This window comes from Pseudoalteromonas atlantica (genome assembly GCA_007988745.1).
Taxonomy (GTDB): Bacteria; Pseudomonadota; Gammaproteobacteria; order Enterobacterales; family Alteromonadaceae; genus Pseudoalteromonas; species Pseudoalteromonas atlantica.
Map to the genome: position 1 here is coordinate 94,641 of BJUT01000008.1, position 16,759 is coordinate 111,399.

Here is a 16,759-nt window from a genome sequence, read left to right on the forward strand (position 1 = left end):
TTATGCTCTCCCGCTGACAGGTCTGACCTGTTTGTTTTCCTCGATTCTAAACAACCCGTGTGCTAAAGCCAATAGATAAACACAAATTTATACAAAAGCACTAAAGGTAGATATATACATAGTGCTTAATATTGACTACCACAATAGGCTTTTTTACGCGTTTTTACAAAGTTTTGTGGTACGCTAAAAACCGTTAAAAAATAACGAACTATTTTTAAAAATACAGTCTAACTCTTGAGTTACTCACTTATAAACCTTATAACTAGGTCAGTATTAATCACCTAAAATAAATTAGGTACAAACCCAGCTGACGAGGAAGTCTATTTATTATGGCAGCTAACGCATTCAAACAATTAAAAACGTACTTAGATACACAAATTATTGGCCAGCCAGAGCTTACTCAAGCACTCCTTATTGCCATTTTAGCTGATGGCCATCTATTAGTAGAAGGCCCGCCAGGGCTTGCAAAAACCCGAGCTGTTAACGCCCTTGCTAAAGGTATTGAAGGCTCGTTCCAGCGCGTGCAGTTTACGCCCGACTTATTACCTGCCGATGTAACCGGCACCGATATTTACCGCCAACAAACCAGCGAGTTTGTGTTTGAGAAAGGCCCTTTATTTCATAATCTTATTTTAGCCGATGAAATAAACCGTGCCCCAGCAAAAGTACAATCAGCACTACTAGAAGCCATGGCAGAACGCCAAGTAACGGTAGGCAAAAACACCTACCCGCTAAGCGATTTGTTTATGGTAATGGCTACCCAAAACCCGCTGGAGCAAGAAGGGACTTACCCGCTGCCAGAGGCACAATTAGACCGCTTTTTATTACATTTAAGCATTGATTACCCAGGTGCAGAGCACGAGCTAGACATACTGCGATTAACCCGTGGTGAAGCACTTAATGAACAACAAGCGGTTATGCAACAAATTACCCAAAGCGATTTATTTGCCGCTCGCCAAGCTATTTTAGGCTTGTATTTAGCCGAGCCGCTTGAGCAATATTTAGTACAGCTTATTATTGCCACTCGTGAAGGGGCTAAGTTTGATGAGCAACTTGGCCGTTGGATTGAGTTTGGCGCAAGCCCGCGTGCTACCATTGCACTTGATAAATGTGCCCGTGCCCACGCTTGGTTACATGGCCGCGATTTTGTAGCACCCGATGACATTCAAGCCGTTGTACATAATGTACTGCGCCATCGTATTATTTTAAGCTACGAAGCACAGGCTGATGGCATTACTAAAGATCAGGTTATAAGCCGCATTGTTGAACTTGTAGCCGTACCCTAAGTTATGCAAACACAATTAGACTCAAAAGCGTGGCTAAAAGAAAGCCACAGCCACGGTGTAAATTTAGCGCTAAAAGAACTGCTGTATTACAAAGCTAAAGCACAGTTATTAGAGCTGGCACCTAAAGTTAAAATTAAAAACAGTTTAACTGGGCAATACCTTGCGCCCCATAAAGGCCGAGGCATGGAGTTTGCCGAAGTGCGTCATTACCAGCAAGGTGATGACATTCGCTCTATTGACTGGCGAGTAACAGCGCGTACCGGCGAAACCCATACAAAGCTTTTTCAAGAAGAAAAAGAGCGCCCAGTTTTTGTATTTACTGATTTTTCAAACTCTATGCTATTTGGCTCAAAGCTGCTGCTTAAGTCGGTACAGGCTGCGCACATTAGCGCGCTAGTGGCGTGGTCGGCGTGTCAACGCGGAGATAGAATTGGCGGTATTGTGTTTAATCAACACTCGCATTTAGAACTAAAGCCCAGCGCCCGCGAAAAAGCGGTATTAAAGCTGTGTCATAACCTATGCGACAGCCACCAGCAAGCACTTAACAATATAGATAAACAAGCAACCAATAACTTTAGCGATAATTTAAAACGCCTTAACCACTTAGCTAAACCTGGCAGCTTAGTGTATTTAGTCTCTGACTTTAATGCCTTAGATGATGCAAGCTTTAAACAATTAGAAATATTAAGCCGCCACTGTGAGCTGATAGGCTGTCATATAAGTGATCCGTTTGAACATACGCTCCCCGCGTTTAAAAACACTGTCACGGTTAATGCCAACGGCCAAGATTTTGCGCTACCGCTTATGGATAAAAGCTTTAGAGAACGCTTTGCAAAAAACGCCGAGCAAGCATTTAGCACACGCCTAAATCGCTTAACTAAATCGGGTCTTAACTTAATATCATTCAATGCAGCGAGCCCGCTTGAGCTGCAATTAGTGAGAAAATAACCATGCAAACCAATCCACTCGATGGCCTGCACGATATAATAGCGCCAAGCCAAGTTAGTTGGTGGCCACTCGCCCCTGCTTGGTGGGTTATTATTACCCTGCTGTTCATAGCAATCTGTGCAGCTGCTTTTTGGTTTTACAAAAATTATAAATTTAAAAAGCCTAAGCGCTACGCAATCGATTTAAGCCACAACGAGCAAAGCGCGCAAACACTTCATATTATTTTAAAGCGCTTAGTAATAGAGTATTACGATAAACGCCTAGCAACGCAATCAACTGCTAACTGGTGTAACACACTTAATACCTTAACCGGTTTAAGCTTTACCGAGCATGAGCTTTTAAGCCTGTATAATGCGCAGCAAACCAATGACGCGCTTAACGAAAAATTACGCCAAGGCATAAAGCAATTTAAACTAAAGGAGCCAGTACATGTTTGAATTTAGCTGGCCATGGTTGTTTTTATTACTACCTCTGCCCTTATTACTTTTATTATTAAAACCTGCTGCCAGTAACGCACATACCCGGTTACGTATTCCAAGCTTTGCCAAACATAACTTAGCCAGCCAAAGCCTTGAAAAAAGCGCACGTAAACTAACTATTTTTGAATGGCTACTTTGGCTATTACTGGTCACTGCTGCAGCCAACCCGACATGGTTAGACGACCCCATTTCATTACCAAACGAAGGGCGCGATATAATGCTTGCGGTCGATTTATCTGGCTCAATGACCGAACAAGACATGGCTTACAACGGCCAATATGTTGATCGCCTCACTATGGTAAAAGCGGTATTGAGTGACTTTATAGAGCAGCGCCAAGGTGACAGGTTAGGCCTGATATTATTTGGCGACACCGCATTTTTACAAACGCCACTGACTCGCGATGTTAAAACCGTAAGTAAAATGCTCAGCGAGTCTCAAATAGGCTTAGTTGGGCGTGCCACTGCTATTGGCGATGCGCTAGGTTTATCGGTAAAGCGTTTTGCCAACAAAGATAAAAGTAACCGTATTGTGGTGCTATTAACCGATGGCCAAAACACCGCAGGTAATTTAAAACCTGAAGATGCCCTACTCCTTGCCCGCGAGGAAGGCATAAAAGTATATACCATAGGTGTTGGCTCAGATAACCCCCGTGGATTTAGCCTATTTAATATGGGTGGTATGAGTGGGGGCAGCTTAGATGAAAGCTTGTTAAAAGGCATTGCCGAACAAACCGGTGGGTTATATTTTAGAGCCAAAGATGTAGCTGGCCTTCAGCAAATTTACGCGGAGCTTGATAAGTTAGAGCCAATTAGCGCAGATGAGCAAACATTTCGCCCGCAAAGCTCATTGTTTTACTACCCACTACTTATTGCTATTTTACTCATTAGTTTAAAAGTAATGTTAAGCACCTTACGTGCATTAAAGGAGCCTAACTAATGGACTTTACATTTATTCGTCCCGCTGTTTTGTGGCTTTTAATACCTGCACTTGCGTTGTTTTTTATAGCCTTTATTAAACATAAAAAACAAAGCGCAGATAACCTAATTGCCCCTCATTTGGCGCCGTTTATTATGAACGAGTCAAACACTAAAGCCAGCCAACCACTTTGGCTGGTCGCTGTATTTTGCTGTTTAGCTATTATTTTTAGTGCAGGCCCTAGCTTTGAAGAAAAACAGGTTCCTGTATTTCAAAGTAAAAGTGCCCGTGTGATTGTAATGGATATGTCGTACTCAATGTACAGTACCGATATAGCACCAAATCGTTTAATGCAATCACGCTTTAAAGCACTCGATATGATTGAGCTATTTAAAGAAGGCGACACCGCTTTAGTTGCCTATGCCGGCAGTGCATTTACTATTTCGCCACTTACAAACGATGCCACTACGCTTACTAATTTAATTCCGAGTTTAAGCCCCGACATTATGCCCGACAAAGGCTCTAATGTTTTAGCTGGCCTTGATATGGCAAAAGAGCTTTTAACACAAGCAGGCTATATTGATGGCGATATAATATTAGTCACCGATGGCATAGACCAAGAAGAGCAAAGCGATATTACTAGCTTTACCAGTAATTCTTCTTATCGGCTAAATATTTATGGCGTAGGCACAGAGCAAGGCGCACCAATTAAATTACCTGAAGGCGGTTTTTTAAAAGACAGCTACGGTCAAATAGTCATCCCCACCATTAACATAAGCCGCTTAAAAAGCCTAGCGACCCGCAGTGGAGGAAAGTTTGCCCTTTACCAACCAAGCAGCAGTGACATAGCCACTTTTGCACCAAGTGCCAATAGTGAGTTATTAAAAGATGAAAAACAAAGCCATGCCCTGTGGCGCATAGACGCAGGTATATATGGGTTACTTATTTTACTGCCCTTAGGCCTTTATTTATTTAGAAGTGCAGCATTTGTAGGGGCCTTTTTAGTACTCAGCGTTTTGCCAACCCAACAGGCAAGTGCATTAGAGCTCCCCTCTTTTTTAAAAAACACTGATCAGCAAGCGCTAGATGCTTATAAAAATAAAGATTTTGAACGGGCCGCCAATGCCGACTCAAGCAGCTTAAAAGGGGCTGCATTGTACCAACAAGGTAATTTTAATGCCGCACTAGAGGCCTTTAGTAAAGATAAATCAGCCACTGGTTTTTATAACTATGCCAACGCGCTTGCCAAATCAGGACAGCTAGAACAAGCCATAGATGCTTACAGACAAGCACAAACGCTACAACCTAACTTTAGCGAAGCCGCTGATAACCAAGCTTTGGTTGAGCAGTTGCTCGAGCAACAGCAGCAACAGCAAGAGGGTGATTCGCAAGATAACCAGCAACAATCTGATCAAAGTGAGCAACAAAACAATCAGCAATCAGATCAAAACCAACAAGGTGAAAATAGCGATTCTCAATCAGAGCAAAGTCAAGGCGAGCAATCACAAGAGCAGCAAGGTGAGCCAGGTGATGAGTCTGACACTGAGCAAGACCAACAAAGTGCTGAGTCGGGTTCACAATCAGATAAACAAAATGAGCCAGAACTACAAACTCAGCCACAAGCTAATCAAGAGCAAAAACAGCCTGAGCAAACAAACGAAGAACAGGCTGAAAATACTCAGCCGCAAACAGCGCAGCAGCAAACGTTAACAGATGAGCAAAAGCAAAATGCTCAACAACAAGCCGCGCAAGCACAAACGCGTGAGCTCACCAACGAAGAGAAAGAAAAAGCCCAGCAGCTTAACCAGTTATTAAGAAAAGTACCGGACGATCCGGCAATTTTATTACGGAATAAAATGCAATTAGAAGCCCAAAAAAGACAATATCAACGTCGCCCTACAGGAGTAGAAAAATCATGGTAATGCGATTATTTTGCTGTTTATTGCTATTAAGTGCGATGCCATCATGGGCCGCCACCAAATTAGAGGCAAGTGTAGATAAAAACCCAGTCCTTGCTGGCGAATTTTTTATGCTTAACATTTCAGTTGACGACACAATAAAAAGCGAGCAACCCGACACCTCGGTGTTACTTAAAGACTTTGTAGTTGGGCCAACAAGTTTAAGTACGCGCACCAACATTATAAATGGCAGCATTAATAAGCAAACAACCTGGTCTGTTAAGTTAATGACCCGTAATGAAGGTGAATACACCATTCCGGCATTTAACGTGGCCGGTTTAAGCTCGCAGCCAATAAAATTAAAAGTGGCAAAGCGCGCTGCCGATGCTGATAAAAATAACGATATTTTTTTAAAAACATCGCTCTCAAGTGACTCGTTGTTTGTTCAAGAAGCTGGCGTATATACGATTAAACTCTACCTAGCAAAAGAGCTGCTTGATGGCAGCCTAAGTACGCCCAGTATGCAAGATGCACAGCTTACTCAATTAGGTAAACAAACCGAAAGCTATGAGCTTGTAGATGGTAAACGTTATTTAGTGATCACCCGAGAATACTTACTACAACCGCAAAAAAGTGGTGTATACACCATTGTTGGTCCTACGTTTCAAGGCCGTGTACAGCAAAATTACCGCCAATTAGAAGTGTCGGCTTTAGGAGATGATCAGCAACTTGAGATAAAACCTATTCCGGCAAACTATAAAGGCGCATGGCTACCAAGTGAGTTAGTTAATATTGATGAGCAGTGGCAGCCTGATGAAAATACAGTAGAAGTTGGCACGCCTATTACACGCACTATTACCTTAACCGCGTTAGGGGTTACTAAAGAGCAACTGCCCGAAATTGATATGAAAACCATTGCGGGGATTCGCAGTTACCCCGATGATGTAGAAACAAACAATGCCGTAAGAAACGGACGGGTTGTATCTCAGCAAACAGCGTCATTTGCGTTATTACCACAAAAAGCGGGCACCTACACCCTCCCAGAAATAACACTGCCTTGGTATAACACCAAAATAAACCGCATTAGTTACGCTACATTGCCTGAGCGCACTATAACGGTAACTCCTAGCGCCAATGCTATAAACCCAGGTGCTATTGCAAACGACAACCTTAATACAGGTGAGCCAACTTTGCCTGCTAACAAAGTAAGTAATACACAGCAGCCCAATACAACAATAGCCGCGCCGCAAAGTGTTATGCCGCTTTGGTTAATTATTATTGCCGTGCTTGGGTATATTTTTTGGATAATCACTGCAATTTTTTATTGGTTAAGCCGTTCAACTAATAATGAGCCAAAAAATAACAGTGTATCTGTAAATAAAGCCCCACCGCTTTCATTAAACGCGCTTAAAAATGCAGCTAAATCAAATAATCTCAATGCATTTTATAGCGAACTAAATGCGGTAGCGATTAAGCTTACGGGCAAAAAAGTGGCTGCGATAGATACGTTAATACACAACATCAAAAATGATGAACTGGCGACGCAGGTTAACCGTTTACAGTCAGCTCTTTATGCAAATAGCAGTGCAGATGTCGATCTTAATGCTATTATTAACATAATTGAGCAGCACCAAGTTCAACGTACAAAGTCGCAACAAGCTGTATTAAAAGACCTTTATTAACTAGTTTGATAAATTTAGGTCTTTTCATGCATTAAATAATAAATTTTAATTAAAAAAGTACTTATGCTTGGAAAGAAAAAATCAAATAATCAGGTCTTAGTTGATATGGCAGAGAAACAAAAGCGCTATGAAGCCTTGGTCCATGTATATAATAAGGAGCTTTATCGCTTTGCTTATTGGTTATGCCGTGACCCACATATTGCAGATGACCTAGTACAAGAAACGTTTTTACGTGCTTGGCGCTCGCTTGACTCATTATTGGATCAAAAAGCCGCCAAGCCTTGGCTGCTGACTATTTTGCGTAGAGAAAATGCACGTCGCTTTGAGCGCAAGCAGTTTGACTACAGCGATGTAGAAAACGATACACTTGTCGATGAAACCAGCCATTCGTTAGATGATGAAATGGAGCAAACGGTTATCCAACGCCAAATTGCGCTGCTATCTGATGAATACAGAGAACCCTTACTTCTGCAAGTTGTTATGGGGTGCTCTGGTGAAGAAATAGCAGAGATTCTCGATTTAAATAAAAACACGGTTATGACTCGTTTATACCGTGCCAGAAACCAACTTAAAGAGGCTTTAAGCCGTGATGATGAACAACTTAAAGGGGCATCAAAATAATGGATGAACTTGAGTTTCGTCGACGCACTATTGCGCAGCCAAACGATTTAGATAAGGAGCTTTTAGAGTTTGCTAAAGAGAGCTCTGAGCGACAAAACTTTATAAGCGATATGAAAGACTTTGATAAACAAATTCAAGATGCGTTAGATGTGCCTGTGCCTGACAATCTTGCTGAGCGTATTCTTTTAAACACCTCGTTAAAAGAAAAAGCAATGCAAGAAGAGCAAGCAACTGGGGATAACGTTGTAGATGCACGCTCACGTTTTAAGTTTGACCGTGTTCACTTAGCCCTAGCCGCGTCTTTTTTTGTAGCTATTGGCGCATTCTTTTTTAGCACAGAGCAACACATTGCTCATGAAGCAGGCGAACATGCTTTAACCCATGTTTACCATGAAATTACCGCCCTTGAAAAAACCAATGCTATTAGCCTACAAAGCGTTAACGATAAGCTTGCACTGCTAGGCGCTCATATAGAAGAGCTGCCAGGTAAAATTACTTATGCGATGTTTTGCGACTTTAAAGGTGAAAAAGGTCTGCACTTAATTTTTGAGTCGGACTTTGGCCCAATGACGGTCTTTATTGTTCCTTCTGAGAATAAGTCGTTTGGGTTTGGCGAAGATGATTTTCATGATGCGCGCTTTGCAGGTCATATTAATCGAGGCGACAAAGCCGATACTATTTTAGTGGCTAATACCGGCGCGCCAATTAATGTGTACAACGAACGGGTTACCAATGCCATTCGCTGGCTGTAACTAGCGCTTAACGACTAAAAACCGCTGAGTAACACTGAGCGGTTTTTTTGTGCCTATTCAGCGCTCATTTTTCATCCAAAACAATTGATTTTAAATGTAATTATTAATTTTTACTGAAAAGTTAATTATACTCACCGCTCAGTTTAACTTAGGGAATTACATGAAGAACATCATCGTTATATTTTCATTACTTGCACTACTGTGTACAGCAAGTTTTGATGCACACGCACGCAAAAAGTTTGGTAGTAGTAAACGCGGTACAACCCCAGCAACACAACAAACCACACAAAAGCAAAAAGCCGATACCACAGCACCTGCAGCCAAGACAAAAAGCAGTAAAAAAGGCATTATGGCCGGCGTATTAGGCGGATTGTTAGCCGGCGGTTTAATTGCCGCTATGCTAGGAGATAACTTTGAGGGCATGCAGCTATTAGAAATTATTTTATTAGCAGGCGTTGTCTTTATTTTGTTTAAACTTATTACGGGGTTTATGCGCGCTCGCCACTCCCCGCAATTAGCCGGTACACACGCTACGGGGCACTCTGCTTTTAAGCAAACTGCCGCAGAGCAACCTGCCAGCAGTGGTTTTACCCAGCAAAGCGCACACACTGAGCAAGTACCTTTCAATTTACCCCCTAATTTTGACGTAAATGGCTTTTTACAAGGCGCGCGTAGCCACTATCACACTATGCAAACTGCGTGGAATAATGCAGATTACGCCACGATGGCTGAGTATTTAAGCCCATCGTTAGCTCAAGAGTTTAAAGCTGAGCGCGAAGCGATTGAACGGGTAGCGACTGAGGTGATGTTTATTGATGCCGAGCTTGTGCGCGCTGAAACAACAGCAAATTCGTGGCAAGTAAGTGTGCAATTTAAAGGCAAATACCGCGACTTAGACGACAAAAAAGAAGAGCCTATTTTAGAGATTTGGCACCTTCAGCGTGCTACCACCTCCGATGCACCGTGGCTGATTGTAGGCGTAGAAGACTTAATCGAAAGCGAATAGTGCTGTAATTATAGTTATACCAATTCGCTTAATTAAGTGATCTACTTTGAGGGAGGATAAACGTGTTGATAGCTCGGCAAAAAAATCGCTATTTAGGTGTTCTAAATGAGAGCTTTTTAACGCAGGTAGCGACACGTTTAGCCCCGCAAAATAATTAAGTATCATTGCGGATTGGTATTAGCTAATTGGTATAAATAACAGCTAAAAAAAACCGCCCAGCCTAAAGTTTAGGCTGGGCGGTTTTTTATTACTGTTATGTAGTAGTATTATTTACAAACGTCAGCAACGGCGTTTGCGAAATACTCAATATTAGTATCACTAATACCCGCAACATTTACGCGGCTAGAACCAACAATGTAAATACCGTATTCTTTTTGTAGGCGCGCAATTTGCTCTTTATTAATGCCTAAGAAAGAAAACATACCGTGTTGACGTTCAATAAACGAAAAGTCTTGCTCTATCTCTTTTGCTGCTAAGCTTTCTTTAATTAAGCTACGTAAACCATTAATACGATTACGCATTTCATCAAGCTCACTGTGCCACATTTGTGTAAGCTCTGTGCTGCTTAAAATAGTGTTTACAATGTCAGCACCGTGCGCTGGAGGCATTGAATAAATACTACGAACAACGCTTAATAGCACTGAATTTGAAATATCAGCGGTTGCAGTGTCTTTTGCAATAATTGAACACGCACCAATACGCTCACGGTATAAGCCAAAGTTTTTAGAACATGATGAACAAATAATTAGCTCTTCTACTGCATCAGCTAAAATGCGCAGTCCACGTGCATCTTCTTCAAGTGACGAGCCAAAGCCTTGGTAAGCAATATCAATAAGTGGTGTAAAGCCAACTTCTTTTGCAAGCTGAGCAACTGTGTTCCACTGTGTCTCGTTTAAGTCCATACCACTTGGGTTATGACAACAAGCATGAAGTAGCACAATATCCCCTTTTGGTACTTGCTTAAGGGTGTTTATCATGTCGTCGAACAATAAATCTTTGTTTTCGTAATCGTAGTACGGGTATTCTTTAACGTTTAAGCCCGCAGCTTCAAACAAGCTAATGTGGTTTGCCCATGTTGGCGTAGTTACCCACACTGTTGCGTCTTTATTGCAACGCTTAACAAATTCAGCGGCAACGCGAAGTGCACCTGTACCACCTGGTGCTTGTGCAGTACGTACGCGGTTTGCTAAAAGTGCTTGGTGCTCACCTAGTAATAGGTTTTCCATTTTTTGACAGTAGTCTAAGTTACCCGCTAAACCAATGTAAGATTTGCTTGTTTCGTTTTCTAAACGAAATGCTTCAGCTTTTTTTACCGCTTTTAATACCGGTGTGTTGCCTTGCTCATCTTTATAGACACCTACACCTAAATCAATCTTGTTAGGGTTTGTATCTTGTTTATAGGCTGCCATAAGGCCAAGAATAGGATCTGTTGGTAATGGTTTTAATTCTGAGAACATTAGCTATCTCTTATCATTAATTAGGGGTTGGCTGTTGTAGTAAGCTTAACATAAAAGCTTACCTTCTTGGCTAGTGATATTTACACTAGAAAGTGAGGAATTTTAATGCAGCACGCAACTAATACAGCCAGTGTACGGCTATCAAAAAAGTCGTTACTAAATGCCTCTGCATCTATAATACCGACGCATTCATGTTGCTCGTTAAATAAGGGTAAACAGGTTTCAGCTTTCACTTTAGGGTCACACGTATAGTACTCACCACCTTGTGCTAAATAGTTTTCTACGTTGTTAATTACACGCCCGCGCTTAGACAATGCAACTTGTACATTATTGCTGCCTGCTGCGAATGCTTCAGTAAGAGGAAACAGTGGACGGCTTGGCGCACCTTGATACGCCAGCTTTAATAATTGCGGACCCTGAGCAGTGTCAACCGCTTGATAAATACCATACCAATCGACCTGTGTTTGCTGCTCTATGTAATTAACTATATTTTGTAGGTTTGCTAGTTTTTGCTCGTTTTGTGAAGTCGCGCTCACGTGATCAATAAGTTTAAATGGCTCATCTTGTAAATAACCAAACAAACTACACGCACCGCCTTCACCGAGTTCAGGAATTTGATATTCCCAACGTACAGACGGCAGCGCGCTTGCAGCAATATACTGTTCTAGCTGCTCTAGCTCTTTGGCAATTAATTGTGGGTCTATATTTAATTGCGCAATATCAAGGTAAGAAGAAATCATTTGGCCATCCATACATCTAAAATTTTTTAGATAATAACATGGAAATTTTTTCTGAGCTATAGCAACTTGTAACACATTTCGACTTGGTTACCACTTGCGTTATACGTGACTTTTTCTGCCACTTCTTCGAGTAACGATAAGCCACGGCCAAACTCTGCGTTGAGTTCGGTACGTGTAGAGGAGTCACTTGAGAACCCCCTACCCGAGTCACAAATAATAAAGTACAAACACAAAGTATCTGGGCAATAACGCATATCAATAATAATCATCGCCTCTTTCATTTTACTCAGTGCTTGCTCTCTTAATTCATAGTATTTAAAAAAGCCATCGTCTTGTTTTTTTATGTCTGAATCAAGGCCTAACACGCCGTGATCAAGTGCATTGTTATACGCCTCAGAGAGCAATAAAAATATATTTGAGCGATGCGACCTAAGCCCCTCAACACTGCTTAATACATTAACAACATCATACACAGGGTCTGTGCATTTAATTTGCTGTGCGTTTAAGCTAAGTGAAAAGTTAAATGCCAAATTAGAATACGCCTCTTTGGCCTCAGGCTCTGGGGTTAGCGGCAAACAATTAAGCAGCACTAAGCTTAAGTCGTCTAATTGCTCACTGCCATTGGCAAAGGTATTTACATTATCTATAACACGCTGACTGCTGATCATCGGCTTGCTTTTAAGTGCTGCTAAAAAGCGCTGCTCACCATAAAAAATATCGGCGTCGTTGTTAGTTTCTATTATGCCATCGGTTGAAAGCACCAAGCGGGTGTTTTTATCAACTTCTAAATTAATTAGTTCATATTCAAATTCATCGCTGTCTAAAATCCCCAGCGCCATATGTTGCGACTCAAGCGTTTGCTTTACTTCACCATCGGTATTTATTAAGTACGCATCTGGTAAGCCACCAAGCCATGCTGAAATACTTTTGCCCGAGGCACTGAGCTCAATAATAGTCGCCGCGCAGAACATGTGCTCTGGCAGTAAATTATGCAGTAATATATTGATCTCAGAGGCGATATCGTTAACAGCCATGCCTTTTTGCACCATAGTGTAAAACACCCGTGATGCAGGTAATGCTCCAATCGCGGCCGCTAACCCATGCCCGGTAAAATCACCCAACATGCAATATAAATTGCCTATTGGGCTTTGCGCGACTAAAAACATGTCACCGTTAAACATAGAAGCAGGAGAAAGGCTAAAGTCTAAATGGTCTTTAAACTTATCTTGGTTTTCGAGCGAATTATTAAAAATGTGCTCAATTATTTCGTGCTCGCGCTCTATTTGATTGCGATGATACTCAAGTAAGGTGTTTTGTTGATGGGCTTTTTTACTTAATTCGCGCGTACGGCTGTGCGCTTTAATTTTTGCGTTTAAAATTACTTTTTCAAACGGCTTTTGAATAAAGTCATCCCCGCCTACTTCTAAACAACGCTCAAAGCTGCTTTGATCTTCAAGCGAAGTAATAAAAATAATGGGTAGATAAACGTCGTTGTATCGCTGCTTTATCAGCTTTGCAGCTTCAAAGCCATCCATTACCGGCATAAGTACATCGAGTAGAACAATATCAATCGCTTCTTTTTCTAACACCTCGAGTGCTTCTAGGCCGTTAAACGCAATTGATATTTTATAGTTTTCTTCGAGCAGCATTTTTTCGAGCAGGATGCGATTAAGCGCCTGATCGTCAACAATAAGTACGTGGGTCATTAGTTAATATCAAACTTCTTATCAAAACGTGATATTTGCAGTATTTTTTTAAGCTGAGGCTGACAATTGCTGATCTCTATTGTTTGTACCTGGCTTTCAATGGTTTTTTTCATGTTAAGCAACATACCAAGAGCAGAGCTATCCATGTAGTCGGTCTCTCTTAAATCGATAATCACTTTATTTGTTTTAGGCTCAATTTGGGCATAGGCTTGGCGAAATGATTGCACTAAATTAAAGTCAAATTTGCCTTTAATTTGTATCGTTAAAGTACTTTCATCAACCGATAAACTCTTTGTTAAACTCATTATAAACTCCAATAATATTTCCTTTGACCTAAATATAACCTGTTAAAAGTATTTAGCAAAAATAAAAACACTCGCCAGCAAATTTGTTATTATTTAATACATCAATAAAAACGTTTATTTAGGTAAATTATGAGTGATAACCGCTTAGTATATTCAACCGATATGGGCCGAATTAGCCAGCCAAAGGTTGAGCAAGAACCCACTGCAAAACTATTTAAAGATGGCTTTATCCGCATAGAGCGCCAAACTAAGGGCCGAAAAGGTAAAGGTGTGATGTTGGTTGTGGGTATAGATCCAAAAGCGCACGATCTAAAAAAGCTAGCTAAAACCATAAAAAGTAAAATGGGCCAAGGTGGCGCGGTAAAAGAAGGCATTATTGAAGTTCAAGGCGATGATCGCGAAAAACTAAAAGGGATTTTAGAAACCCTTAAATTTAAAGTAAAAATTGCGGGTGGCTAAACCCGCAACTTTTTATTTGCTACTAGCAATGTTAGGCGCATCGTTTAATTTTTTGTATAACGCTAGCAGTTCGCTCTCAGCAATCGGTTTACTGTAATAAAACCCTTGCACAATATAACAATTATTATTTTGCAAAAACTCTACTTGTTCAATCGTTTCAACCCCTTCTGCAACTACGTCTAATTTAAGCTTTTGCGCCATGGCTATAATAGCGGCGGTAATTTCCATGTCATTAGAATCAGCAGGGATATCTTTTACAAACGAGCGGTCAATTTTTAATATGTCGACCGGGAATCGTTTTAAGTAACTTAGCGACGAATAGCCAGTACCAAAATCATCAATCGATATTGAAATGCCCAGTGCTTTTAGTTCGTGTAACTGCGTAATAGCAGCTTCAACATTGCCCATTAGCATACTTTCGGTAAGCTCCAAGTGTAACCGCTTAGCACTTACCCCTGTTTGTTTAATAATACTGCTTAGCATGGGCACTAAATTAGCGTCTTTAAACTGACGTGCCGATAAATTAATAGATACGTTGTTATCTCGTCCATCTTGCGCTAAACGCACGGCAAACTCGCACGATTGCTGCAATACCCACTCACCGAGTTCTACAATGAGCCCTGTTGCCTCAGCAATAGGAATAAACTTGGTCGGCGATATAAGCCCTTCTACTGGGTGGAACCAGCGTAGTAGCGCTTCATAGCCTACAACGTGCTGAGTTAATGAGTTTATTTGCGGCTGATAATAAACCTCAAACTGTTTTTCTTTAATCGCATGGCGTAATTCGTTTTCAATGAACAGCCTTTCATTGGCAGCCGCGTTCAGCTCTTGGCTATAAAAGTGGTAAGTATTACGCCCTTTGGCTTTTGCCTCATACATTGCTAAATCAGCATGTTTTAAAAGCTGATCTTCTTCTAGGCTATCGTAAGGGGCCATTGTAATACCAATACTAGCGCTGACTATTACTTCGTTATTGCCAAGCTTTATAGGCACATTAAGTGTTTTTTGAATAGTATTTGCGACATCACTGGCATGCTCTTGGCTTTCAATACCACTGAGTAATACAGCAAATTCGTCGCCCCCTAGGCGGGCAATTGTATCTTCGGCGCGTAAGCGTGCTTTAAGGCGGTTAGCAACTTCAATTAGTAACTGATCGCCTGCATCGTGGCCTAACGTATCGTTAATGCGTTTAAATTCATCTAAATCAAAGTAAAAAAGTGCAAACGCATAATGGCCGCGCTCAGCCAAAGCCATTGATTTACGCAGCTGCATTCTAAAAAATGTTCGGTTTGCTAAGCCCGTTAACGTGTCAAAGTACGCAAGCTGCTCCATTTTGCGCTGGCTTTCTTTAACAAACGAAATATCTTGTGCGGAGGCTACATAACTGGTGATCTCACCGCCATCTTCGCGAATAGGAGAAACACTTAGCGATACCCAAATAGGCTGTTTATCATTGCCCTGAATCAAGGTATCACCACGCCAGTAGTTTCTACTGCGAAGGTCGATATTGATATCTTCAACCAAAATGGCCATCTCAGATGCGATAATATTCAACAGCGGCGCGCGGTTAAAGTGGCTCTCTGGGTAGCCTGTCATCTCAAGCATTTTGGGATTAACGTATTCTATAACAAAGTTTTCATCGGTGATCACCACACCGGTTCCTGAGAAGGCAACGGCTTTAGAGAGCCTATTAGCGGCTTTCTCGGCAATTTCTTTTTCTGTAATTCGCTGGTTTAACCCATCTATAAGCTTACGAATTTCTACGGTCATATCTCTAAATGAGCCGTTTAGCGTGCCTATTTCGTCTTTGTTCTCTGGCGGGAATTCGGTTAGTAATTGCCCTTTACCAAAGCCAGTAACTGCATGTACTAATGTGTGAATTCTGCGAAGCACTAGCTGATACAGCGCTTGGTGTAACAATAAGGCAACCAAGACCGCATAAAGCACAAACAAGCCAAAGAACTTCAGTTTTAAATCTTGCAGAGCAGAGAGCGTTGATGAGCGTTTTTTATAAACCCCAATATACCAGTCTAATTTATCAATTTTACGAATATTAATAATGTGTGCTTCATCATTTTGTACAAACGAATTAGCATACTCTGGTAATTTCATGGTAATTGCTTCATTTATAATGGCTTGCAATTGCGGATTAACGAATTCGTTTGTTGTTATTGTTTTATCTTTGCTGCCATAACTTGCTTGTAGCGCTGGGTTAAGACTCGGGTGAGCAAGCAGTTGGCCTTTTTTATCAAAAACCAGTAAATGTTTTTCTTTATCGCCCACAGGTAAAAATGAAATCAGCGTGTTTAAATCTATATCGCTGCCGGTCACCCCTAAAAATTCATTATCAACATACAAAGGGACAAGCAAACTAATAACCCATTTATGCCATACTTTATCGTAATAAACCTTAGACCACACAGGTTCTCTGCTGGGGTTTAAATCACTTTGTACATACTTAAATGTTGCACCATTAGAGCCTCTGAGTTCAGCCGGTGCGTTTA

Annotated in this window: 15 protein-coding genes; 10 read left to right on the forward strand and 5 right to left on the reverse strand. The window is 41.3% G+C overall.

All coding sequences use genetic code 11. From position 1 onward, the window contains the following. Positions 1–329: 329 nt before the first annotated feature. From PAT01_RS06160 to PAT01_RS06200, 9 genes are all read left to right on the forward strand, one after another. Complete coding sequence (locus tag PAT01_RS06160) at positions 330–1,286, forward strand: AAA family ATPase (protein WP_004587307.1); 957 nt, start codon at positions 330–332, stop codon at positions 1,284–1,286. 3 nt (positions 1,287–1,289) lie between these two features. Beyond that, positions 1,290–2,234: a DUF58 domain-containing protein gene (locus PAT01_RS06165; RefSeq protein ID WP_054982187.1), complete on the forward strand. Its 945-nt coding sequence runs from the start codon at positions 1,290–1,292 to the stop codon at positions 2,232–2,234. 2 nt (positions 2,235–2,236) lie between these two features. Then, positions 2,237–2,671, forward strand: a complete 435-nt coding sequence (locus PAT01_RS06170; protein ID WP_055253030.1) for a DUF4381 domain-containing protein — start codon at positions 2,237–2,239, stop codon at positions 2,669–2,671. Further along, positions 2,664–3,650, forward strand: coding sequence for a vWA domain-containing protein (locus tag PAT01_RS06175; protein WP_138577476.1), 987 nt, complete (start codon positions 2,664–2,666; stop codon positions 3,648–3,650). Before PAT01_RS06170 ends, PAT01_RS06175 begins: the two co-directional genes overlap by 8 nt. Further along, positions 3,650–5,551 (forward strand): vWA domain-containing protein, encoded by a 1,902-nt coding sequence (locus PAT01_RS06180; RefSeq protein ID WP_138577478.1) that lies wholly within the window; start codon positions 3,650–3,652, stop codon positions 5,549–5,551. The genes PAT01_RS06175 and PAT01_RS06180 overlap by 1 nt, the downstream gene beginning before the upstream one ends. Continuing rightward, positions 5,545–7,209, forward strand: a complete 1,665-nt coding sequence (locus PAT01_RS06185; RefSeq protein WP_154945166.1) for a BatD family protein — start codon at positions 5,545–5,547, stop codon at positions 7,207–7,209. Before PAT01_RS06180 ends, PAT01_RS06185 begins: the two co-directional genes overlap by 7 nt. A 63-nt stretch (positions 7,210–7,272) precedes the next feature. Continuing rightward, positions 7,273–7,830, forward strand: coding sequence for a sigma-70 family RNA polymerase sigma factor (locus PAT01_RS06190; RefSeq protein WP_039972214.1), 558 nt, complete (start codon positions 7,273–7,275; stop codon positions 7,828–7,830). Next, the gene (locus PAT01_RS06195) at positions 7,830–8,582 is read left to right on the forward strand and encodes a DUF3379 family protein (RefSeq protein WP_024031868.1); all 753 of its coding nucleotides are present in this window, start codon (positions 7,830–7,832) and stop codon (positions 8,580–8,582) included. Before PAT01_RS06190 ends, PAT01_RS06195 begins: the two co-directional genes overlap by 1 nt. 160 nt (positions 8,583–8,742) lie before the next feature. Beyond that, complete coding sequence (locus PAT01_RS06200) at positions 8,743–9,588, forward strand: Tim44 domain-containing protein (RefSeq protein WP_138577482.1); 846 nt, start codon at positions 8,743–8,745, stop codon at positions 9,586–9,588. 266 nt (positions 9,589–9,854) lie between these two features. On the opposite strand, the gene PAT01_RS06210 is transcribed toward PAT01_RS06200, so the two are convergent. From PAT01_RS06210 to PAT01_RS06225, 4 genes are all read right to left on the reverse strand, one after another. After that, complete coding sequence (locus PAT01_RS06210; protein ID WP_004587316.1) at positions 9,855–11,045, reverse strand: amino acid aminotransferase; 1,191 nt, start codon at positions 11,043–11,045, stop codon at positions 9,855–9,857. Positions 11,046–11,125: 80 nt separating this feature from the next. Then, complete coding sequence (locus tag PAT01_RS06215; RefSeq protein ID WP_138577484.1) at positions 11,126–11,785, reverse strand: GAF domain-containing protein; 660 nt, start codon at positions 11,783–11,785, stop codon at positions 11,126–11,128. A gap of 56 nt (positions 11,786–11,841) precedes the next feature. Then, positions 11,842–13,491, reverse strand: coding sequence for a fused response regulator/phosphatase (locus PAT01_RS06220; protein WP_138577486.1), 1,650 nt, complete (start codon positions 13,489–13,491; stop codon positions 11,842–11,844). Beyond that, a complete protein-coding gene (locus tag PAT01_RS06225; protein WP_004587319.1) occupies positions 13,491–13,796 on the reverse strand; it encodes an STAS domain-containing protein in 306 nt (101 codons plus the stop codon). The genes PAT01_RS06220 and PAT01_RS06225 overlap by 1 nt, the downstream gene beginning before the upstream one ends. 129 nt (positions 13,797–13,925) lie before the next feature. Between PAT01_RS06225 and PAT01_RS06230 the strand changes: the two genes are divergently transcribed. Next, the gene (locus PAT01_RS06230; protein ID WP_024031864.1) at positions 13,926–14,255 is read left to right on the forward strand and encodes an SUI1 family translation initiation factor; all 330 of its coding nucleotides are present in this window, start codon (positions 13,926–13,928) and stop codon (positions 14,253–14,255) included. A gap of 12 nt (positions 14,256–14,267) precedes the next feature. Here PAT01_RS06230 and PAT01_RS06235 read toward each other — a convergent pair. Then, on the reverse strand, positions 14,268–16,759 hold a 2,492-nt coding region (locus PAT01_RS06235; protein ID WP_154945168.1), incomplete at its 5' end, for an EAL domain-containing protein.

Coding starts and splice junctions, on each gene's coding strand:
- PAT01_RS06160 (WP_004587307.1), top strand. CDS start 330: ATGGCAGCTAACGCATTCAAACAATTAAAAACGTACTTAGATACACAA.
- PAT01_RS06165 (WP_054982187.1), top strand. CDS start 1,290: ATGCAAACACAATTAGACTCAAAAGCGTGGCTAAAAGAAAGCCACAGC.
- PAT01_RS06170 (WP_055253030.1), top strand. CDS start 2,237: ATGCAAACCAATCCACTCGATGGCCTGCACGATATAATAGCGCCAAGC.
- PAT01_RS06175 (WP_138577476.1), top strand. CDS start 2,664: ATGTTTGAATTTAGCTGGCCATGGTTGTTTTTATTACTACCTCTGCCC.
- PAT01_RS06180 (WP_138577478.1), top strand. CDS start 3,650: ATGGACTTTACATTTATTCGTCCCGCTGTTTTGTGGCTTTTAATACCT.
- PAT01_RS06185 (WP_154945166.1), top strand. CDS start 5,545: ATGGTAATGCGATTATTTTGCTGTTTATTGCTATTAAGTGCGATGCCA.
- PAT01_RS06190 (WP_039972214.1), top strand. CDS start 7,273: ATGCTTGGAAAGAAAAAATCAAATAATCAGGTCTTAGTTGATATGGCA.
- PAT01_RS06195 (WP_024031868.1), top strand. CDS start 7,830: ATGGATGAACTTGAGTTTCGTCGACGCACTATTGCGCAGCCAAACGAT.
- PAT01_RS06200 (WP_138577482.1), top strand. CDS start 8,743: ATGAAGAACATCATCGTTATATTTTCATTACTTGCACTACTGTGTACA.
- PAT01_RS06210 (WP_004587316.1), bottom strand. CDS start 11,045: ATGTTCTCAGAATTAAAACCATTACCAACAGATCCTATTCTTGGCCTT.
- PAT01_RS06215 (WP_138577484.1), bottom strand. CDS start 11,785: ATGATTTCTTCTTACCTTGATATTGCGCAATTAAATATAGACCCACAA.
- PAT01_RS06220 (WP_138577486.1), bottom strand. CDS start 13,491: ATGACCCACGTACTTATTGTTGACGATCAGGCGCTTAATCGCATCCTG.
- PAT01_RS06225 (WP_004587319.1), bottom strand. CDS start 13,796: ATGAGTTTAACAAAGAGTTTATCGGTTGATGAAAGTACTTTAACGATA.
- PAT01_RS06230 (WP_024031864.1), top strand. CDS start 13,926: ATGAGTGATAACCGCTTAGTATATTCAACCGATATGGGCCGAATTAGC.